Source organism: Streptomyces sp. NPDC038280 (assembly GCF_055600045.1).
The window spans coordinates 19,698-40,592 of sequence record NZ_JBVJYZ010000007.1; the positions used below are offsets into that span (position 1 = coordinate 19,698).

The following is a 20,895-nucleotide window of genomic DNA, read 5'->3' on the forward strand; positions in this document are numbered from 1 at the left end:
CCCCCACAACTTCGGATTCGGTAAGATCACGATACTTCAACAACGAATTTCATCGGTTTGGGGTTGCGTGACAGACGAGTCTCGGTGCAGAGTGAAGGTGTGGCCAGTCGAAGCGCAGAATCCAGGACCGGAAACGGTTCGTCCCCGACGATCGATGCCGTCTCCCTGGCGATCATCGAACAGCTCCAGGAGGACGGTCGCCGTCCGTACGCCGCCATCGGCAAGGCCGTGGGCCTCTCCGAAGCGGCCGTGCGGCAGCGCGTCCAGAAGCTGCTCGACCAGGGAGTCATGCAGATCGTCGCCGTCACCGACCCGCTCACCGTGGGATTCCGGCGGCAGGCGATGGTCGGCATCAACGTCGAGGGTGATCTGGATCCGGTCGCCGACGCACTGACCGAGATGGCCGAGTGCGAGTACGTGGTGATGACCGCGGGCTCGTTCGACCTGATGGTGGAAATCGTCTGCGAGGACGACGACCACCTGCTGGATGTGATCAACAGGCGCATCCGCACCCTCCCCGGCGTGCGCTCCACCGAGAGCTTCGTCTACCTCAAGCTCAAGAAGCAGACCTATATGTGGGGAACCCGATAGCCGTGAGCAAGGACCTCTCCAAGACCGCCTACGACCACCTGTGGATGCACTTCACCCGCATGTCGTCGTACGAGAACTCGCCTGTCCCCACCATCGTGCGTGGTGAGGGCACCTACATCTTCGACGACAAGGGCAAGCGCTACCTCGACGGTCTGGCCGGCCTGTTCGTGGTCAACGCCGGACACGGCCGCCAGGAGCTTGCCGAGGTCGCGTACAAGCAGGCCCAGGAGCTCGCGTTCTTCCCCGTGTGGTCGTACGCGCACCCCAAGGCCGTCGAGCTCGCCGAGCGTCTGGCGCAGTACGCCCCCGGTGACCTGAACAAGGTCTTCTTCACCACCGGTGGCGGCGAGGCCGTCGAGACCGCCTGGAAGCTCGCCAAGCAGTACTTCAAGCTGCAGGGCAAGCACACCAAGTACAAGGTCATCTCGCGCGCGGTCGCCTACCACGGCACCCCGCAGGGCGCCCTGTCGATCACCGGCCTGCCGGCCCTGAAGGCCCCCTTCGAGCCGCTGGTCCCCGGCGCGCACAAGGTGCCGAACACCAACATCTACCGCGCCCCGATCCACGGCGACGACCCCGAGGCCTTCGGTCGCTGGGCCGCCGACCAGATCGAGCAGCAGATCCTCTTCGAGGGCCCCGAGACCGTCGCGGCCGTCTTCCTGGAGCCGGTGCAGAACGCCGGTGGCTGCTTCCCGCCGCCGCCCGGGTACTTCCAGCGCGTCCGCGAGATCTGCGACCAGTACGACGTGCTGCTCGTCTCGGACGAGACGATCTGCGCCTTCGGCCGCCTGGGCACGATGTTCGCCTGTGACAAGTTCGGCTACGTGCCGGACATGATCACCTGCGCCAAGGGCATGACCTCGGGCTACTCCCCGATCGGTGCATGCATCGTCTCGGACCGCCTCGCCGAGCCGTTCTACAAGGGCGACAACACCTTCCTGCACGGCTACACCTTCGGTGGCCACCCGGTCTCGTCCGCCGTGGCGATCGCCAACCTCGACATCTTCGACAAGGAGGGCCTGAACCAGCACGTGCTGGACCAGGAGGGCAACTTCTTCTCGACGCTGCAGAAGCTGCACGACCTTCCGATCGTCGGCGACGTCCGCGGCAACGGCTTCTTCTACGGCATCGAGCTCGTCAAGGACAAGGTCACCAAGGAGTCCTTCACGGACGAGGAGACCGAGCGCGTGCTCTACGGCTTCCTCTCCAAGGCGCTGTACGAGAACGGTCTGTACTGCCGTGCCGACGACCGTGGCGACCCGGTCATCCAGCTGGCTCCGCCGCTGATCGCGGACCAGTCCACCTTCGACGAGATCGAGCAGATCCTCCGGGCCACCCTCACCGAGGCCTGGACCAAGCTCTGATCTTCACGCCGACCCCCGCGGCGTGACGGCCCGAGTATGCCTCCATCCGAGTGGATGGGGCGTACCCGGGCCGCGTGCTGTCCGTACACCCGGATCTGAATCCTTACGGTGCCCAGTGACCGATCGGCCCGCCCTTCGTTCCCCCGGACGGGGGAAGACAGATCAGATCTGATACCGAGATACCGAGGTGTACGCCATGGTGGCCCCGCCTGACAACGACGTACTCTGGGCGCGTTCCCTGCACTGCTCGCTGAGCGGCTCACCCGCGCTGAGCGGTGTCTCCCTCGGCATCCGCGAGGGAGAGATCCTCGCGGTGACCGGCCCGCGCGGCTCGGGCAAGACCACACTCCTGAAGTGCCTGTCCGGCCGGCTCGTGGCCGAACAGGGCGAAGTCTGGTTCAACAGCAGCCCCGTCCACACGATGAGCCCCCTCCAGCGCGAACGGCTGCGCCGCGAGCGCTTCGGCTGGATCGGCCCGGAGCCCGAGCTCGTCCCCGAACTGAACGCCTGGGAGAACGCCGCCCTGCCCCTGCTGCTGCGCGGCTCCTCGCGGCGCGCCGCCAGGGCGACGGCCATGGAGTGGCTGGAGCGGCTGGACATCGGCGGCTGCGCGGCCAAGCGGCCGCACGCCCTGCTCCAGGCCGAGCGCCAGCGGATCTCCCTGGCCCGGGCGCTGGTCACCACTCCGTCCGTGCTGTACGCGGACGAGCCCACGGCCACGCTCCACCGGGCGGACGGGGCACAGGTCCTGCGCACCCTCACCACCGCCGCGCGCTCGCACCGCATCACCGTGGTCCTCGCCACGCACGACGCGGAGATCGCGACGCTCGGCGACCGGACGGTGGCGCTGCTCGACGGGCGGCGCGTGAACTCCACAGGCGGTCGGCCGACCGGGGCGGAGGGCATCACCGCGTGCTCGCTCTCCGTCTAGCCCGCGGCAGCCACCCCCTCGTCCTGCTGCGGCGGCTCCTGGTCGCCGCCGCCAGCGCGGGGGTCGGCTTCCTGCTGCTGTGCACCCTCGGATACGCCGTGGGCCACCCCACCGACCCGGCGATGTCCTGGGCGCGGCTGCTGTGGTGCATGGTCCCGCTCGCCACCGCCGTGTACTTCGCCGTCGCCGTGGCCCGGACGGACCCCACCACCCAGCCACGGCCGGGCTACTCCGCCGTCGGGCTCGGTCCCGGCCGGCTGACGGCCGTCGCGGCCGCGTCGACGGCCGTCTCCTGCACCCTCGGCTCCGCGGTCGCGCTGCTGTTCTACCTGCATCTGCGGGGGGACATCACCGGCTTCCCCTTCGACGGCGCGGCGGCCGAACTGCTGGCCGCGGACCAGCCCCTGCCGCTGGGCGCTGCGCTGACCCTGTTGGCGCTGGTACCGGTCCTCTCGTCGGTCGCGGCGGCGGTGGCACTGCGGCCCCGCAGGCCGCTGCCGGACGACCGACCGCCGGCCGCTCCGGCGGGCCTGCCGTGGGGCGTGGCGCTGCTGGCGGTGGGCCTGGCGGTGGAGACCTACGCGGGCCGCGACACCGGCAACGCGTCGACGCCGCTGCCCGGCGACTACGACGGCAGCCCGGCCGGCGTCCTCGCGGGGTGGGCCCTCACGGCCCTGGGTCTGGCGGTCGCGGGCCCCGGCGTCACCCACCTGTGCGGCCGCCTCCTCCAGACGATGCGCCCGGGCGCCACCCGCCTCCTCGCGGGCCGCGTCCTGATGACCGAGGCCCGCCGCATCGGCCGCCCGCTGGGCGTGGTGTGCGCGGTCGTCTCCGGCTGCCTCGCCGCGACGACCCTCCACTCCCCCTTCGGCCCCCTGACGGGCCTGGGCGGCTCGCTCGTGCTGGCCTGCACGACGGCGACCCTCCTGACGGCGGCCCTGGAATCCAAACAGGCACGCGCGGAGGCCACCGCCTCCCTCCTCCGCATGGGCGCCCCACCCGCGGCCCTCCGCACGGCGGCGACCATGCGCGCCTGCACCCTCCTTCTGGTCTTTACCCCCTTGACGTGGGCGGTGTCGGCACTGGCGGCGGTTCCTCTGAGGGGCTGAGGGTCCGGGGCGCCTCGGCGGCGCGGGGCGACGGGGACCGCGCCTCATCGGCCGGGCCGCCGCCAGGTGCAGGCCCGCGCCACCACGGGCGACCACGCATCACCGGCGCCGGGCCGCCGCCCGCCCCCGCCGATCCGGACCCACCCCGGCAGCGGACCGGCCAGGCAGGCCGGTCCCGCGTACGGGGGGCTCGAGACAGTCCCTCCCGCAGCACCAAGGCGCCCGGGCACCTGATGGTCCGCGCGACCAGCGCGGCCGCCGGGCCTGCCCCCGCTCGGCACCGCTCGCGGTTCCGCGCCCCAGTGGCGAGGACCCGACCCGCGCACCATGGTCCGGCGCCGAGGCGTCCCACCTCCACGGCCGGCCACGCAGGCCGGTCCCGCGTACGGGCGGGGGGCGCCGCTACCGGTTCCTGCCGCGCCAAGCCGCCCGGGACCGGCTCCCGCGCGGCCACGTCTCAGCGGCGCGAAGCCGGCCCACGCGCGGCCGGCCCGCCGCGCCTCCACAGCCAGAACCCGCACCGCCCCCGCCGAAGGCGGGCCCGGGCAGGGCCTATCGTGGCCGCATGGCGCACCCCTACGAACCCACCGAGCCCGCCACCCCTCACGGTCACGACCGGGAGGTGGAGACGCTGGAAGAGTTCGACGCCGTCGTCCACCGCGGCTCGCTCGTCGGGTACCGGCTGCAGTCGCTCGACCTCACCGACCGCACCTTCGCGCTGCTCTCCCGCGACACCACCGGCGCCGTCTTCCTCGGCTGCCCCATGCAGCCCGAGGCCGCCGCCAAGGTCCGGGCCGACGGCGCGCTCGTCTTCCCGCCCGTGCCGCACGTGCCGTTCGATCCGTACCGCGGGCTTCTGTACTCCCCCGCCGAGCTCTTCGCCGGTCTCGACCCCGAGGGCTACGACGCCACCCCCGACGCCCTCGCCTACGCCTGGTTCCAGCGGACCAAGGCGGACGGCGACATCTTCGCGTCGATGCTCCGCTCGATCCACGACGACGCGATCTCCGACGCCCTCGACGAACTCCTCGTCGGCGCCCGGGTGGTGGGCGTCATGGGCGGCCACGCCATGGCCCGGGGCACCGACGCGTACGCCGGCGCGGCCCGGCTCGGCCGGTCGCTCGCCCGGAGCGGGCTGACCGTCGCCACCGGCGGCGGACCGGGCGCGATGGAGGCCGCGAACCTCGGCGCGTACACCGCCCCGTACCCCGACGACGTCCTGGACGAGGCCCTCGAACTCCTCGCCAAGGCACCCTCGTTCGCCCCCTCCGTCACGGAGTGGGCCCGGGCCGCCCTCGAGGTGCGCGCCCGCTGGCCCAAGGGCGGTGACTCGGTCGGCATCCCCACCTGGTTCTACGGCCACGAGCCGCCGAACGCCTTCGCCGGCCACATCGCCAAGTACTTCGCCAACGCCACCCGCGAGGACGGCCTGCTCGCCCGCTGCAACGCCGGCGTGATCTTCCTTCCGGGCGCGGCCGGCACCGTCCAGGAGATCTTCGACAACAGCACTCCCAACTACTACGAGTCCCGGGGCGAGCCGACCCCCATGGTCCTGGTGAACCGCGCCCACTGGACCGAGCGGCTCCCCGCCTGGCCCCTGCTCCGGGCACTGGCCGCCGAACGCCCGATGGCCGCCCGGATCGCCCTCGTCGACTCGGTGGACGAGGCACCGCACGCCCTGCGGGCCCTGACGCCGAGCACGCCGAGCACACCCAGCACGCCGACCACACCGACCACGCCATGAAGCCGAACCGGCCGGACCTCTGACCCGGTACGCGCCGCTGCCCCGGAACCCCGCTGACCACGGATTTCCGCCACGGAGGCAACGCGCACGCCGAATCCCGCGTCTGCCAGTCGGAACGAACAGGGCGAACCCCTGACCGACCCCGACGTGAACGGAGCTATCGGTGCTCATTGGACTCCTGACGGCTGTCGCGGCCTCGATCTGCTACGGCACGGGATCGGTCCTGCAGGCCGTGGGCTCCCGCAGGTCAGCCCGCCGTGAGGCGGCCTCCTCAGGCGTCACCCAACACGGCGGCCCGAACCTGTCCTCCACCGCCAAAGCCGCGATGACCTGGGAGTTCATCGTCGGGACGATCCTCGACTTCATCGGCTTCGGACTCGGCGCGCTGGCCGCACGGCTGCTCCCGCTGTTCCTGTCGCAGACGGTGATCAGCGCCAACCTGGTGATCACCGCGATGCTGAGCGTGAAGCTGCTGGGGATCCGGCTGACCCGCAAGGAATGGGCGTCGATCGCCGTCGTCTGCTCGGCCCTGGTCCTGCTCGCGAGCGCGGCGGGTGCCGAGGGAAGCGGTCACACCCCGATCGCCACCCACTGGTGGCTGCTGGGGATCTCGTCGCTGCTGATGGCCGGCGGCACCCTCGCCGTACGGCTGCTGGGCGCCCGTGCGGCGATCCTCGCCGGTCTTCTGTCGGGTCTCGGCTTCGGCGCGCTGGGCGTCGGCGTGCGCGTACTGCACGGCGTCGACCCGTTCGACCTCGCCACCCTGCTGGCCGACCCGGCGCTCTACGCGATCCTGGTCGCCGGCATCGGCGGCATGTATCTGCACACGGTCGCTCTGCAACTCGGCTCGGTGAACGGCGCTACGGCGGCGCTGGTGGTCGGCGAGACCGTCCTTCCGGGCATGATCGGCGTGTGGTGGCTGGGCGACGCGTCCCGTCCCGGATTCGCCTGGCCGGCCGTCGCCGGCTTCGTCCTGGCGGTGGCGGGAGCGGTCGCGGTGGCCTGGTTCGGAGCGGCGGAGACCGCCCCGGAAGCAGCACCCGTCCCCGAGGCCCCGGAAGCCCGCGGGGCCCCCGGGTCGCCCGAGCTCACCGATCCGGCGTTCACCACCCCCGTACACCACCGGTAACCCCGGCCGTGAAGGCTCCCGCCGCGCCCCCTCACGCGTCGAGCGCCACGACCTCCTCGGCCTCGAACGTCACGCCCACCACCGCCCCTTCCCGGGGCGCGTCCCTCAGCGCGCACTCCGCCTCCAGCGGCGGCCCGTCGAGAGGACGCAGGAGTACGGCGACGTGGTTGCCCCGGAACGTGCGGGACTCGACCGCGCAGGCCAGCCCCTCCTCCCGGTCCCCCATCCGCACCCCGGCTGGGCGGACGAGGACCTTCCGCTCTCCCTGGGGGGACCCTGGCGGCACCGGGACCTTTCCCCAGACCGTGTCGGCGGCCTCACCGCTCACCGTCGCCTCGACGACATTGTCGAAGCCGAGGAAACGGGCCACGAACTCGCAGGCCGGCCGCTGCCAGACCTCCAGCGGCGACCCGGTCTGCGCGATCCGCCCGTCGCGCATGACCACGACCCGGTCCGCGAGCGCGAAGGCCTCGCCCTGGTCGTGGGTGACGGCGAGCACGGTCGTGCCCAGCCGTCCGAAGAGCTGCCGCAGTTCGACGACCAGCCGTTCGCGCAGGGTGCGGTCGAGCTGGCCGAGCGGCTCGTCGAGCATCAGCAGGGTGGGCCGGGGCGCCAGCGCCCGCGCGAGGGCGACGCGCTGCTGCTCGCCCCCGGACAGCTCGGCGACGGCCCGCCGCCCGGCGCCCGGCAGCCCGACCAGGTCCAGCAGCTCCCGTACACGCTCCGCCCGTTCGGCCCTGCCCAGGCCGCGCATCCGCAGCCCGAAGGCGACATTGCCGGCGACGTCCCGCTGCGGGAACAGCTGATGGTCCTGGAACATCAGCCCGAGCCCGCGCCGGTGGACCGGCACGCCTCGCTGGTCGGCGCCGCCCAGCAGCACCTGTCCGCCGCCCAGCGGCTGGAGCCCGGCGACGGCCCGCAGCAGCGTCGACTTTCCGCTGCCGCTCGGCCCGAGCACGCACACGATCTCGTGCTCGGCGACCTCCAGGTCGACGGCGTCGAGCACGGCCCGGTCCCCGAACCGTACGGTCACGTCCGACACATGAAGCAATGCCATCAGAACTCCCCGGACGTGCGGTCCGTACGCAGGCGCTCCAGGATGAGCAGAGCCACCGCGCACACCAGCATCAGAATGGTCGAAAGAGCCATCGCCTGCCCGTAGTTGAGCTCGCCGGGCCGCCCGATGAGCCGCGCCACGGCCACCGGCAGCGTCGGCCGGTCGGGCCGTGCGATGAAGACGGTGGCGCCGAACTCTCCCAGTGACACGGCGAACGCGAACCCGGCCGCGATCAGCACGGCCCGCCGCACCATGGGCAGGTCCACCTCGCGCCACGCCCGCAGCGGCGACGCGCCGAGCACGGCGGCGGCCTCGCGCAGCCGCCCGTCCACGGCCCGGAGCACCGGCAGCATGGTCCGTACGACGAAGGGGACGCCGACCAGCGCCTGCGCGAGCGGCACCAGGATCCACGTGGCGCGCAGATCGAGAGGCGGCTCGTCCAGCGTGATCAGGAACCCGAAGCCGACGGTGACGGCCGACACCCCGAGCGGCAGCATCAGCAGCGCGTCGAAGCCCCGCACCAGCCGCCCGGCCCTGCTGGTGAGCGCGGTCGCGGCGAGCCCTCCGACGAACACCGCGATGGCGGTGGCGACCAGGGCGTACTGGAGCGAGTTCCAGATCGCCTCCAGCGGTGGTACGAGGAAGGTGCCCCCGCTCTCGTCGACGGACTGCAGCGCCCGGTAGTAGGCGAAGCCGTACCCGTCGGGACCGGCAAGGGACCGCTCGACCAGGACGCCCAGCGGCAGCAGGATCAGCAGACCGACGGAGACCAGGACGCCTCCGAGGAGTGCCCACTGGCCGGCTCCGCGCGGGCGCCGCGCGGTCCGCTCCGGGTCGACGAGCCTCAACACGCTCTCCCGCCGCCGCACGGTCCAGGCGTGCACGCCGAGGATCGCGCCGACCGCGGCGAACTGGACCAGCGTCAGCACGGCCGCCGTGGGCAGGTCCAGCAGCTGCGCGGTCTGCCGATAGATCTCCGCTTCCAGCGTGGAGTACGCGGGTCCCCCGAGGATCTGTACGACGCCGAAGGAGGTGAAGGTGAAGAGGAAGACCATCAGCGAGGCGGCGGCGACGGCCGGGCCGAGCGCCGGCAGCGTGACCTGCCGCCAGGCGGCGAACCGGGAGGCGCCCAGGACCCGCGCGGCCTCCTCCTGGCGCGGATCGAGCTGGGACCATAGGCCGCCGACGGTCCGGACCACCACCGCGTAGTTGAAGAACACATGGGCGAGCAGGATCGCCCACACCCCCGAGTCGAGCCGTACGCCCCACAGCTCGTCGAGGAGTCCACCGCGCCCGGCCAGCGCCAGGAACGCGGTGCCGACCATCACGGTGGGCAGCACGAACGGCACCGTGACCACGGCACGCAGCAGCCGCTTGCCGGGGAAGTCGAAGCGGGCGAAGACATACGCGCCGGGCAGCGCGATCAGCAGGGTCAGCGCGGTGGAGGCGAGGGCCTGCCAGGTGGTGAACCAGAGCACGTCCAGGATGTCCGGGCGGCCGAGCGTCTCACCGGCCCGCCCGAACTGCCACTCACCGCCGCTCTTCAGCCCGCGCCCGACGATCGCGGCGACGGGCCAGGCGAAGAACACCGCGAAGAACGCGACGGGCACGGCCATCAGGCCGAGCCGCGTCGCGCTCCCCTTGGGGGACGCGGCCGAGGCCGGTGCCCTGCCTACTTCAGGACGAGCGAGGACCACGACTGGATCCACTGGTCACGGTTCTTGGCGATCTTCTCGGGGGCCATGGTCTGCGGCTTGTCGATCACCACACCGTGCTTGGTGAACAGCTCGGGCAGCTTCGCGTCCTTGACCACGGGGTTCACGAACATCTGCAGCGGCATGTCCTCCTGGAACTTCTTGCTGATCAGGAAGTCGATGAGCGCCTTGCCGCCGGCCTCGTTCCTGGCGCCGTTCAGCAGACCCGCGAACTCGGTCTGCCGGAAGCAGGTGCCGGTGGAGACGCCGGTCGGGGCGACCGTGGGCTGCGGCTCGGAGTACAGCACCTCGACCGGCGGGCTGGAGGCGTACGAGACGACCAGCGGCCGGTCGCCCTTCGCCTTCTTTCCGCCCGCGGAGCCGGAGAACTCCTGGTTGTAGGCGAGCTCCCAGCTGTCGACGGTCTTGACTCCGTTGTCCTTCAGCTTCTTCCAGTAGTCCTTCCAGCCGGAATCGCCGTACTGGGCGGCCGTGCCGAGCAGGAACCCGAGACCCGGGGAGGACCGTTCCGGGTTCTCGACGACGAGAAGGTTCTTGTACGCGGGCTTCGCGAGGTCGTCGAAGCTCTGCGGCGGGCTGAGCTTCTTGTCGGCGAAGTACTTCTTGTCGTAGTTGACGCAGATGTCGCCGGAGTCGATCGGCGTGACCCGGTGCTTGTCCTTGTCGAGCTGGAGGTCCGCCGGGACCCGGTCCAGGCCCTTGGCCGCGTACGGGACGAAGAGGCCGTTGTCGAGCGCGCGGGACAGCAGGGTGTTGTCGACGCCGAAGAAGACGTCGCCCTGCGGGGAGCCCTTGGTCAGGATCTCCTTGTTGACGGCCTCGCCGGCGTCGCCGCTCTTGAGGACCTTGACCGTGTAGCCGGTCTCCTTGGTGAACTGCGCCAGCACGTCCTTGGACGCGTTGAAGGAGTCGTGGCTGACGAGCGTGACCGTCTTGGACTTCGTACCGCCGGACGCGGCGTCCTTGTCCTTGGACGTGCCGCCGCAGGCGGCGAGCGTCGTGACGCCCAGCGCCGCGGCCAGCGTGCCGACCGCGATCTTCTTGGTGGTGCTCACTGATTCCTCCTGGGTTGACCAGGAAGAGACGCGGCCCTGCCCGCCGGGGGCTCCCGGCGAGCAGGGCGCAACAGCTCGAGTTACGACCGAACTTCCTACCCAGAATGACCTGGGCGAGGTTCAGAGGGTCTGCGGCCACGGTGCTGGTTCAAAAGCGTGTGCCGCACTCTCAGCGCTGTGGCGCTCCCCTGTCGGAATATGCGGGTGTGTTCGAGCCCAGACTACAAGGTCACCGCTCGGAAGCGGCCAGCTGTCCACACGCCCCGTCGATCTCCTGACCACGGGTGTCACGCACGGTGACCGGCACGCCGTGGGCGGCGATGGCCTCGACGAAGGCCTTCTCGTCCTCGGGACGGGACGCCGTCCACTTGGAGCCCGGCGTCGGGTTCAGCGGGATCAGGTTCACATGGACCCGCTTGCCCTTCAGCAGCCTGCCGAGCAGGTCACCCCGCCACGCCTGGTCGTTGATGTCGCGGATCAGCGCGTACTCGATGGAGATCCGGCGCCCCGACTTCTCCGCGTACTCCCAGGCGGCGTCCAGCACCTCCCGGACCTTCCAGCGGGTGTTCACGGGGACCAGGGTGTCGCGCAGCTCGTCGTCGGGGGCGTGCAGCGAGACGGCGAGACGGCACTTGAAGCCCTCGTCGGCGAAGCGCAGCATCGCCGGGACCAGGCCGACCGTGGAGACGGTGATCCCCCGCTGCGAGAGCCCCAGCCCGTCCGGCTCCGGGTCGGTCAGACGCCGGATCGCGCCGACCACGCGCTTGTAGTTGGCGAGCGGCTCACCCATGCCCATGAAGACGATGTTCGACAGCCGCGCCGGCCCGCCGGGCACCTCGCCGTCACGCAGCGCGCGCATCCCGTCGACGATCTGGTGCACGATCTCGGCGGTGGACAGATTGCGGTCGAGCCCGGCCTGGCCGGTGGCGCAGAAGGGACAGTTCATCCCGCAGCCCGCCTGCGAGGAGATGCACATGGTGACCCGGTCCGGGTAGCGCATGAGCACCGACTCGACGAGCGTGCCGTCGTGCAGCCGCCACAGGGTCTTACGGGTGGTGTCCTCGTCGCACGAGATGTGCCGGACCACGGACATCAGGTCGGGCAGCAGCTCCCCGGCGAGCTTCTCGCGGGCCGCGGCGGGAATGTCGGTCCACTCGGCGGGGTCGTGGGCGTACCGCGCGAAGTAGTGCGTCGACAGCTGCTTGGCGCGAAACGGCTTCTCGCCGATGGCGGCGACGGCTTCCTTGCGCTCGGCGGGCGTGAGGTCGGCGAGATGCCGCGGCGGCTTCTTGGCTCCGCGCGGCGCGACGAAAGTGAGTTCTCCGGGCTTGGGCATGGTCCTACCAGTGTCGCAGATCGATTCGCCCCACCCGCGGCCGCTGCGAGCGCCGAGGACGGGCGGCGCCCGCGCCGGACATGGCGGAGCCCTCCCCGGTGTCTCGGGGAGGGCTCCGTCACACGGGCGTCGCGTCCGGCCTCTCGGCCCGAGGCTCGGCCGCCGGCTCGGGCTCGTGGTCGGGCTCGGCCACCGGCTCGGGTCAGGCTCGGGCGAGATCGAACCGGTCGAGGTTCATGACCTTCTCCCACGCCGCCACGAAGTCACGCACGAACTTCCCGCCCGCGTCCTCGGAGGCGTAGACCTCCGAGACCGCTCGGAGCTGGGCGTGCGAACCGAAGACGAGGTCGACGGCGGTGGCCGTCCACTTGATCTCGCCCGTGGTGCGATCCCGGCCTTCGAAGACGTTCTCGGCGGACTCCGACGCCTTCCACTCCATGCCCATGTCGAGCAGGTTGACGAAGAAGTCGTTCGTCAACGTCTCCGGCCGGTGGGTGAAGACGCCGTGCGCGGATCCCCCGAAGCCGGTGTTCAGAGCCCGCATGCCGCCGATCAGAACCGTCATCTCCGGAGCGGTCAGGTTCAGCAGGTTGGCCCGGTCCAGCAGGAGGGTCTCCGGCGACAGCTTCTCTCCCGCCCGGAGGTAGTTGCGGAACCCGTCCGCCCTCGGCTCCAGGACGGCGAACGACTCCACGTCGGTCTGCTCCTGCGAGGCGTCCGTACGTCCCGGCGCGAACGGCACCGTGATGTCGTGCCCGGCCTTCTTCGCGGCCTGCTCGACGGCCGCGGAGCCGCCCAGGACGATCAGGTCGGCCAGCGACACCTTCTTGTCCCCGGACTGGGAGAGGTTGAAGTCCTGCCGGATCTGCTCGAGGGTCTGGATCACCTTGGCCACCTCGGGCTGGTCGTTGACCTCCCAGTCCCGCTGCGGCGCGAGGCGGATCCGCGCCCCGTTGGCCCCGCCGCGCTTGTCGGTGCCGCGGAAGCTCGCCGCCGACGCCCACGCGGTGGTGACCAGCTCGGACAGGGAGAGGCCCGAGGCGAGGATCCGGCCCTTGAGGGCGGCCACGTCCTCGTCGGTGACCAGTTCGTGGTCGACCGCCGGGACGGGGTCCTGCCACAGCTGCGGCTCGGCCACCCACGGGCCGAGGTAGCGCGAGAGGGGTCCCATGTCACGGTGCAACAGCTTGTACCAGGCCCTGGCGAAGGCGTCCGCGAGCTTGTCCGGGTTCTCGTGGAAGCTCTTCGAGATGGGCCCGTACACCGGATCGAGCTTCAGCGCGAGGTCCGTCGTCAGCATCATGGGAGCGTGCCGCCTCGACGGATCATGCGCGTCGGGCACGGTGTCCTTGGCCGAGGCGTCCGTGGGAGTCCACTGCTTCGCGCCGGCGGGGCTCGTCGTCAGCTCCCACTCGTACCGGAATAGGTTGTCCAGGTACCCGTTGTCCCACTTCGTCGGCTCGGAGGTCCACGCCCCCTCGAGCCCACTGGTGAGCGTGTGGGCGCCCTTGCCGGTGCCGTACGTGTTCCTCCAGCCGAGGCCCTGCTGCTCCATGGGGCAGGCCTCGGGCTCCGGACCGATGTACTGGGGATCGACCGCACCATGGCACTTGCCGAACGTGTGGCCGCCGACGATCAGCGCGACCGTCTCCTCGTCGTTCATCGCCATGCGCCCGAACGTCTCGCGAATGTCCCGGGCGGCAGCCAAGGGATCCGGGTTGCCGTTGGGGCCCTCCGGATTCACGTAGATCAGCCCCATCTGCACGGCGCCGAATGGACCGGAGAGTTCCCTGTCGCCGCTGTAGCGCTCATCCCCGAGCCATGTGTCCTCGGGCCCCCAGAAGATCTCCTCGGGTTCCCAGATGTCCTCTCGCCCGAATCCGAACCCGAATGTCTTGAACCCCATGGATTCCATGGCACAGTTGCCGGCGAAGACCAGAAGGTCGGCCCAGGAGATTTTCCGGCCGTACTTCTGCTTGACCGGCCAGAGCAGCCGGCGCGCCTTGTCGAGGCTCGCGTTGTCCGGCCAGCTGTTGAGGGGGGCGAAGCGCTGAGCGCCGCTGCCGCCGCCACCCCGGCCGTCGGCGATGCGGTACGTCCCCGCGGCATGCCAGCTCATCCGGATGAAGAGCGGGCCGTAGTGGCCGTAGTCGGCGGGCCACCAGTCCTGCGACGCCGTCATCACCTCGAAGACGTCCCGCTTCAGCGCGTCGAGATCGAGGGACCTGAACTCTTCCGCGTAGTCGAAGTTCTCGCCCATCGGATTGGCCCGCGGCGAGTGCTGGTGGAGAACCTGCAGATCCAGTTGATTCGGCCACCAGTCCCGGTTCGTCCTCGGCCGAGTCGGCGCGGGCTCCGGGGAGGGAATTACTGGGTTCTCGCTTTCGCTGCCGGACACGTCGGCCCCTTCTTCCTGTCTCGGTGTTCCTTCTGCTGGCTGCTTGCTCTGGACGTCGGCTGCTTTGCTGGTGTCGAACACTGCGACCCGCGGCAGTCAAAGCAGAGCTCGAGATATCCATACTCACGCAGGACACGGATAATCTCGCCAGTGTCGGCGATCTGATGGTCGCGCACCGCCGACCGCGCCGCTACGAGAACACGCAGAGCAACCCGGCGCAACAAGCGATCAAAGCCCCAAGTCGCTTTTGAGACAGATACTTCGACGGGCTGCTGGGAACGCCGAAGGGCCCGCCGTCCGGTGGACGACGAGCCCTTCGACACCACAACGCGCGGGCAGCCCGCGCCGACCGCCAGGTCAGCCGGTTCCCACGAAGAGCACCAGCAGCAGCCACACCACGGGGGCCGTCGGCAGCAGCGAGTCCAGACGGTCCATGATGCCGCCGTGGCCGGGGAGCAGCGTGCCCATGTCCTTGATCCCCAGATCCCGCTTGATCATCGACTCGCCGAGGTCACCGAGCGTCGCACTGGCCGCGACCGCCAGGCCCAGCAGCAGACCCTGCCACCACGTCCCGTCGTCGATCATGAATTCCATGCACAGCGCGCCCGCCGCCATCGCGAACGTCACCGCTCCGACCAGACCCTCACGGGTCTTCCCGGGGCTGATCCGCGGCGCCAGCTTGTGCTTCCCGAAACGCCAGCCGATCGCGTACGCGCCCGTGTCGCTGACCACCGTGAGCACCAGGAAGGTGAGCACCCGCTGCGGCCCGTCGTCGGCCGTGAGCATCAGCGCCACGAACGTCGCCAGGAACGGCACGTAGAACGCCGCGAAGACCCCGGCCGTGACGTCTTTCAGATAGCCCTCGGGCGGCTCGATCATCCGCCACACCAGCACCGCGAGCGCGGTGAGCGCCATCGCCACCCAGGCACCCTCGGCACCCCGCACATAACCGGCCACGACCATCGCGGCGCCACCCACCGCGAGCGGTACGAGAGGCGCCTTGATGCCCTTGCGCTCCTGCAGCCGGGAGGTGAGCTCCCACAGACCGACGACCACGGCGACCGCTATGACACCGACGAACGCCGCCTTCCAGATGAACAGCGAGGCGATGATCACGGCACCCAGCCCGGCACCCACCCCTATGGCCGCGCCCAGATCGCGCCCCGCGCTCTTCTTCTGCGGACGCTCGGGAGGCTGAGGGGACTCCGCAGGCTGCGGGGCCGCCTGCGGCGGGCTTGGCATGGGCTCCTGCGGCTTCTCGTCACGGAACAGGGGACCGCTCAGCCGAGCGGCCCCCCGGTCGTCATCCTGGTCTCCGGCGGCCGGAACGTCGGGCACGATGGGCATGGGCCGAGTCTGCTGTGCGTCATGCCCATCGTATGCGGGACCCGCCGGGGCGGGCCCCTGGTCGGGCGGTCGCCATTCCCCGACGTAGTCGGCTCTCGGCTGGACCCCCCAGGAAGAGTCGTTCATCAGACCTCGAGCAGCTCGGTTTCCTTGTGCTTGAGCAGCTCGTCGACCTGACCGACGTACTTCGCGGTGGTGTCGTCGAGCTCCTTCTCCGCGCGGCGACCCTCGTCCTCGCCGACCTCGCCGTCCTTGACCAGCTTGTCGATGGTCTCCTTCGCCTTGCGGCGCACGGAACGGATGGAGATCTTGGCGTCCTCGCCCTTGGTCTTGGCGACCTTGATGTACTCGCGACGGCGCTCCTCGGTCAGCTCCGGGAACACCACACGGATGATGTTGCCGTCGTTGCTCGGGTTCACACCGAGGTCGGAGTCACGGATCGCCTGCTCGATGTTGCGCAGCGCGCTCTTGTCGAACGGGGTCACCACGGCCATCCGCGGCTCGGGCACCGAGAAGGACGCCAGCTGGTTGATCGGCGTAGTGGCACCGTAGTAGTCGGCCACGATCTTGTTGAACATCGCCGGGTGCGCACGCCCGGTGCGGATCGCGGCGAAGTCATCCTTGGCGACCAGGACGGCCTTCTCCATCTTCTCCTCGGCCTCGAGGAGGGTCTCTTCGATCACCACTTGCTCCTGCGTGTCTTGAGTAGGCCCGTGCAACAGGGCCGCGGAACCTGCGTCGCGTCTTGTCCTGCACGGTGTCCGACCGGCAGGGCTTTGTCCATCCCCTCGCGGGGCGGTCCCCTCGCGGGGCAGTCCCCTTACGGGGCAAGTCCCCGGATCAGGCCCGGGTGCCCTGGTCGCTCACGAGAGTGCCGATCTTCTCACCCTTCACCGCGCGGGCGATATTGCCCTCGGCGAGCAGTTCGAAGACGAGGATCGGAAGGTTGTTGTCACGGCAGAGGGTGATGGCGGTGGCGTCGGCGACCTTGAGATCGCGGGAGATCACCTCGCCGTACTCCAGAGCGTCGAACTTCACCGCGTCCGGGTTGGCCTTCGGGTCGGAGTCGTAGACCCCGTCCACGCCGTTCTTGCCCATCAGCAGGGCCTCGGCGTCGATCTCGAGGGCACGCTGCGCCGCGGTGGTGTCGGTGGAGAAGTACGGCATGCCCATGCCCGCGCCGAAGATGACGACGCGGCCCTTCTCCAGGTGGCGCACCGCACGGAGCGGAATGTACGGCTCCGCGACCTGGCCCATGGTGATGGCGGTCTGGACCCGCGAGTCGATGCCCTCCTTCTCCAGGAAGTCCTGGAGAGCGAGGCAGTTCATGACCGTACCGAGCATGCCCATGTAGTCCGAGCGTGCCCGGTCCATGCCCCGCTGCTGGAGCTCGGCGCCGCGGAAGAAGTTGCCGCCGCCGATCACGACCGCGATCTCCGCCCCGTCGCGTACGACCGCGGCGATCTCGCGAGCGATGGCATGGACGACGTCGGGGTCGACGCCGAGAGCGCCTCCGCCGGCGAACGCCTCGCCCGACAGCTTCAGCATGAAGCGGCCGATCTTTTTGCCGTGGTTGTCTTCGCCGTGTGCGGCGCCCTGATTCATGGAGATCTCCTCGTGCACATACGAAGAAGGCCATTGCCGATGGGTGCTGGTGTCCCTCGCGGCAATGGCCTCCTCGTCAGATCTGCGGCTGTCCGGCACGTGCGCGCCCGACGTCCGCTGGGGAAACCCTAGCGGGCTCCCGTGTCGATCGCGTACCGGCTCAGATGCCGACCTTGATGCGCGAGAAGCGCTTCAGGGTGACACCGGCCTCGTCCAGGATCTGCTGGACGGACTTCTTGTTGTCGAGCGCGTACGGCTGGCCGAGGAGCGTGGCCTCCTTGAAGAAGCCGTTGACGCGACCCTCGACGATCTTCGGGAGCGCAGCCTCGGGCTTGCCCTCGGCGCGCGTGGTCTCCTCGGCGACACGACGCTCGGCCTCGACGACCTCCGCCGGAACGTCCTCGCGGGAGAGGTACTTCGGCGCGAAGGCGGCGATGTGCTGCGCGACGCCCTTGGCGACCTCGGCGTTCTCCTTGTCGAGCTCGACAAGGACACCGATCTGCGGCGGCAGGTCCGGCATCGTGCGGTGCATGTACGCCGTGACGAAACCGTCGGAGAACTGCGCGAAGCGGTCCAGGACGATCTTCTCGCCCAGGTTGGCGTTGGCCTCGTCGACGAACGCCTGGACGGTCTTGCCGGCCTCGATCTCGGAGGCGAGCAGCGCCTGGATGTCGGCCGGGGAGGTCGCGGCGACGTGCGCGGCGAGCTGGTTGGCGACGGTCTGGAACTTCTCACCCTTGGCGACGAAGTCCGTCTCGCACTTCAGCTCGACGATGACACCGGAGGTGTTGTCGTCGGCGATCAGGGAAACGACGGCACCGTTCTCGGCAGAGCGGCCCTCGCGCTTGGCGACGCCCTTCTGGCCCTTGATGCGCAGGGCCTCGACGGCCTTGTCGACGTTGCCGTCGGCCTCGTCGAGCGCCTTCTTGCAGTCCATCATGCCGGCGCCGGTGAGCTCACGGAGCTTCTTGACGTCAGCGGCGGTGTAGTTCGCCATGAGTCTGTATTTCTCTCTCGAAGTCTGAAAGATCTACGAAGATCTACGGGTGAACGGCGGGAGCCTTGTGAGCCCCCGCCGTCAACAACCGAAGTGTGAAGGTCAGGCCTGCTCGGCGTCCGCGGCCGGAGCCTCGGCGGCCGGAGCCTCGGCGGCGGGCGCCTCGGCGGCAACCTCGGCCTCGGCGGCGGGCGCCTCGGCGGCAACCTCGGCCTCGGCCGGCTTCTCGGCGTCGGCGGCCGGAGCCTCGTCAGCCTTCTTCTCGCCCTCGAGCAGGTCGCGCTCCCACTCGGCGAGCGGCTCGCCCGCGGCCTTCTCGCCCGGCTTCGAGTCACCGGTGGCGACGCCGGAACGGGCGATGAGGCCCTCGGCGACGGCGTCGGCGATCACGCGGGTGAGCAGGGTGACGGAGCGGATCGCGTCGTCGTTGCCCGGGATCTTGTAGTCGACCTCGTCGGGGTCACAGTTGGTGTCGAGGATCGCGACGACCGGGATGTGGAGCTTGCGCGCCTCACCGACGGCGATGTGCTCCTTCTTGGTGTCGACGATCCAGACGGCGCTCGGCACCTTCTGCATCTCGCGGATACCACCGAGGGTCTTCTCCAGCTTGGCCTTCTCGCGGGAGAGGACCAGGAGCTCCTTCTTGGTGAGACCGGAGGCGGCCACATCCTCGAAGTCGATCGCCTCAAGCTCCTTCAGACGCTGAAGGCGCTTGTAGACGGTGGAGAAGTTGGTGAGCATGCCGCCCAGCCAACGCTGGTTGACGTACGGCATACCAACGCGCGTCGCCTGCTCGGCGATGGCCTCCTGGGCCTGCTTCTTGGTGCCGACGAACATGATGGAGCCGCCGTGGGCGACGGTCTCCTTGACGAACTCGTAGGCGCGGTCGATGTACGACAGCGACTGGAGCAGGTCGATGATGTAGATGCCGTTGCGCTCGGTGAAGATGAAGCGCTTCATCTTCGGGTTCCAGCGACGGGTCTGGTGACCGAAGTGGACGCCGCTTTCCAGCAGCTCCCGCATCGTGACGACGGCCATGGCCGTATCTCCTTGGTGTTCTCGGTTATGTCCTGACGCCCCGGCGCGCCGTGCCACGAGGGACCGAAAGGCGCTGCCACGACCGATGAGGGTGATGGCGGGGCGTGCGAAGTCGACCCGGTGACCCGGATCGCCAGAAGAAGTGTACGGGACCCGGACAGTCCCGGGTGACGGCGCTGTCCACAAGCGGTGAGTTGTCCACAGATCCGGACCATGATCAGCGAGGCCCGCCCGATCTGCGGCAGCGTGACACCCATGAACCGCTACGCACTGTTCGCACTGGCCCTGACGCTGTTGCCGTGGACCGCACCGGCCCCCGCCCCGGCGGCCGGGCCCGCCGCGACACCGGGCCCAGGGACCCCGGGGCCCGCCGGCCCCCGGGACCGGGCCTGGCCCGTGGGGCCACCACGCCCCGCGGTCGTACGCGGCTGGGAACCACCCTCCACGCCCTACGGCCCCGGCCACCGCGGCATCGACCTCGCCGCCCCACCCGGCACACCCGTACGGGCCGCCGCCCCCGGCCGGGTCTCCTACGCCGGACAGGTCGCCGGACGCGGAGTCCTCAGCATCACCCTCACGGGCACCGGCGACCCGCCCCTGCGCACCACCTACGAACCGGTGACCCCCACCGCCACCGAAGGCGACACCGTCACCGCCGGACAAGTAGTCGCCGTGACCACTGCCCCACCGGCGCACTGCCCCACCGGCTGCCTGCACTGGGGCCTGCGGCGAGCCGACACCTATCTCGACCCGCTCACCCTGCTGCCCCCGTACCTGCTCCGCCGCCCACCGTCCCGGCTCCTGCCGGTCCTGGGCGTGCCCTAGAGCAGGGCGGGACGAGGGGGTGCGTGGCTGGGGGGAGGGGCCCCAGGGTCAGGAAGGCTGGACGCCGTGGAGCGCCATCGCGACCGCCGCCTCCGCGATCACCGCCGGATCCTCGGCCGCGCCGAGTTCGATACGGCGAACCGCCGCGTCCACGACACCCTGCAGGAGCATGGCGCCGAGCCGCGGCTCGGCCTGGCCCAGGTCACGGAGCGCTTCGACGATCATGGCGACGAGGCCGCCGTGCGCGGCGCGGATCTTCTCGCGGGCACCGTCGTCCAGTTCGCTCGCGGAGATGGCGACGACGGCCCGGTGCCGGCGGTCCCCCACGAGCTCCAGCTGCGCCCGGACATAGGCCTCGACCTTGCCGGCGGGCGAGTCGGCGCGCTCCATGGCGGCCTCGACGTCGGCGGCCCAGACGGGGAAGTCGACGGCGCAGAGCTCCTCGACGACCGCGGCGCGGGAGCGGAAGTACTCGTAGACGGAGGACCGGGCGAGGCCGGTTCGCTCGGCGAGGGCGGGGAAGGTCAGTGCTTCCGTTCCGCCTTCGGACAGCAGGGAACGCGCGGCATCCAGGAGGGCGCCGCGCTGCATGGTCCGGTGCTCGGCCACGGAGGCCGCTCGAATCCTGGGCACGGGTCCACTGTACGACCGACG

Annotated in this window: 18 protein-coding genes; 7 read left to right on the forward strand and 11 right to left on the reverse strand. The window is 70.3% G+C overall.

Annotation, left to right across the window (positions count from 1 at the left end):
• The first annotated feature begins 99 nt into the window (after positions 1 to 99).
• From ACZ7J0_RS16540 to ACZ7J0_RS16565, 6 genes are all read left to right on the forward strand, one after another.
• A complete protein-coding gene (locus tag ACZ7J0_RS16540; protein WP_468706440.1) occupies positions 100 to 591 on the forward strand; it encodes an Lrp/AsnC family transcriptional regulator in 492 nt (163 codons plus the stop codon).
• Positions 576 to 1,955 carry an aspartate aminotransferase family protein gene (locus ACZ7J0_RS16545; protein ID WP_468706443.1) on the forward strand — a complete coding sequence of 460 codons (1,380 nt, stop codon included), beginning with the start codon at positions 576 to 578 and terminating at the stop codon, positions 1,953 to 1,955. Before ACZ7J0_RS16540 ends, ACZ7J0_RS16545 begins: the two co-directional genes overlap by 16 nt.
• A gap of 196 nt (positions 1,956 to 2,151) precedes the next feature.
• Positions 2,152 to 2,886 carry an ABC transporter ATP-binding protein gene (locus ACZ7J0_RS16550; RefSeq protein WP_470887947.1) on the forward strand — a complete coding sequence of 245 codons (735 nt, stop codon included), beginning with the start codon at positions 2,152 to 2,154 and terminating at the stop codon, positions 2,884 to 2,886.
• Positions 2,868 to 3,995 (forward strand): hypothetical protein, encoded by a 1,128-nt coding sequence (locus ACZ7J0_RS16555; RefSeq protein ID WP_470887948.1) that lies wholly within the window; start codon positions 2,868 to 2,870, stop codon positions 3,993 to 3,995. The genes ACZ7J0_RS16550 and ACZ7J0_RS16555 overlap by 19 nt, the downstream gene beginning before the upstream one ends.
• Before the next feature lie 565 nt (positions 3,996 to 4,560).
• On the forward strand, positions 4,561 to 5,739 hold the full coding sequence (locus ACZ7J0_RS16560; RefSeq protein ID WP_470887950.1) for an LOG family protein: 1,179 nt from the start codon (positions 4,561 to 4,563) through the stop codon (positions 5,737 to 5,739).
• A 163-nt stretch (positions 5,740 to 5,902) separates the two neighbouring features.
• Complete coding sequence (locus ACZ7J0_RS16565) at positions 5,903 to 6,868, forward strand: hypothetical protein (RefSeq protein ID WP_470887952.1); 966 nt, start codon at positions 5,903 to 5,905, stop codon at positions 6,866 to 6,868.
• Between the two features lie 31 nt (positions 6,869 to 6,899).
• On the opposite strand, the gene ACZ7J0_RS16570 is transcribed toward ACZ7J0_RS16565, so the two are convergent.
• The 10 genes from ACZ7J0_RS16570 to rpsB all read right to left on the reverse strand — a co-directional run bounded on the left by ACZ7J0_RS16570 (position 6,900) and on the right by rpsB (position 19,416).
• Positions 6,900 to 7,925: an ABC transporter ATP-binding protein gene (locus tag ACZ7J0_RS16570; RefSeq protein ID WP_470887954.1), complete on the reverse strand. Its 1,026-nt coding sequence runs from the start codon at positions 7,923 to 7,925 to the stop codon at positions 6,900 to 6,902.
• Entirely contained in the window at positions 7,925 to 9,541 is a 1,617-nt protein-coding gene (locus ACZ7J0_RS16575; RefSeq protein WP_470887956.1) for an ABC transporter permease, read from the reverse strand. The genes ACZ7J0_RS16570 and ACZ7J0_RS16575 overlap by 1 nt, the downstream gene beginning before the upstream one ends.
• A gap of 56 nt (positions 9,542 to 9,597) precedes the next feature.
• Positions 9,598 to 10,695: a thiamine ABC transporter substrate-binding protein gene (locus tag ACZ7J0_RS16580; RefSeq protein ID WP_470887958.1), complete on the reverse strand. Its 1,098-nt coding sequence runs from the start codon at positions 10,693 to 10,695 to the stop codon at positions 9,598 to 9,600.
• A gap of 229 nt (positions 10,696 to 10,924) precedes the next feature.
• Positions 10,925 to 12,031 carry a dual-specificity RNA methyltransferase RlmN gene (rlmN, locus tag ACZ7J0_RS16585; protein WP_470887960.1) on the reverse strand — a complete coding sequence of 369 codons (1,107 nt, stop codon included), beginning with the start codon at positions 12,029 to 12,031 and terminating at the stop codon, positions 10,925 to 10,927.
• Between the two features lie 202 nt (positions 12,032 to 12,233).
• Positions 12,234 to 14,429: a catalase/peroxidase HPI gene (katG, locus tag ACZ7J0_RS16590; protein WP_470887962.1), complete on the reverse strand. Its 2,196-nt coding sequence runs from the start codon at positions 14,427 to 14,429 to the stop codon at positions 12,234 to 12,236.
• 357 nt (positions 14,430 to 14,786) lie between these two features.
• Complete coding sequence (locus ACZ7J0_RS16595; RefSeq protein WP_470887964.1) at positions 14,787 to 15,902, reverse strand: phosphatidate cytidylyltransferase; 1,116 nt, start codon at positions 15,900 to 15,902, stop codon at positions 14,787 to 14,789.
• Entirely contained in the window at positions 15,902 to 16,459 is a 558-nt protein-coding gene (frr, locus tag ACZ7J0_RS16600; RefSeq protein WP_470887966.1) for a ribosome recycling factor, read from the reverse strand. Before frr ends, ACZ7J0_RS16595 begins: the two co-directional genes overlap by 1 nt.
• Positions 16,460 to 16,616: 157 nt before the next feature.
• Entirely contained in the window at positions 16,617 to 17,381 is a 765-nt protein-coding gene (gene pyrH, locus ACZ7J0_RS16605) for a UMP kinase (protein ID WP_470887968.1), read from the reverse strand.
• Between the two features lie 160 nt (positions 17,382 to 17,541).
• The gene (tsf, locus tag ACZ7J0_RS16610; RefSeq protein WP_469119493.1) at positions 17,542 to 18,378 is read right to left on the reverse strand and encodes a translation elongation factor Ts; all 837 of its coding nucleotides are present in this window, start codon (positions 18,376 to 18,378) and stop codon (positions 17,542 to 17,544) included.
• Between the two features lie 102 nt (positions 18,379 to 18,480).
• Positions 18,481 to 19,416, reverse strand: a complete 936-nt coding sequence (rpsB, locus tag ACZ7J0_RS16615) for a 30S ribosomal protein S2 (RefSeq protein ID WP_470887970.1) — start codon at positions 19,414 to 19,416, stop codon at positions 18,481 to 18,483.
• Positions 19,417 to 19,671: 255 nt separating this feature from the next.
• On the opposite strand from rpsB, the gene ACZ7J0_RS16620 reads away from it, so the two are divergent.
• Complete coding sequence (locus ACZ7J0_RS16620; protein WP_470887972.1) at positions 19,672 to 20,241, forward strand: peptidoglycan DD-metalloendopeptidase family protein; 570 nt, start codon at positions 19,672 to 19,674, stop codon at positions 20,239 to 20,241.
• Positions 20,242 to 20,289: 48 nt separating this feature from the next.
• On the opposite strand, the gene ACZ7J0_RS16625 is transcribed toward ACZ7J0_RS16620, so the two are convergent.
• Entirely contained in the window at positions 20,290 to 20,850 is a 561-nt protein-coding gene (locus ACZ7J0_RS16625) for a TetR/AcrR family transcriptional regulator (protein ID WP_470888346.1), read from the reverse strand.
• Between the last annotated feature and the right edge of the window lie 45 nt (positions 20,851 to 20,895).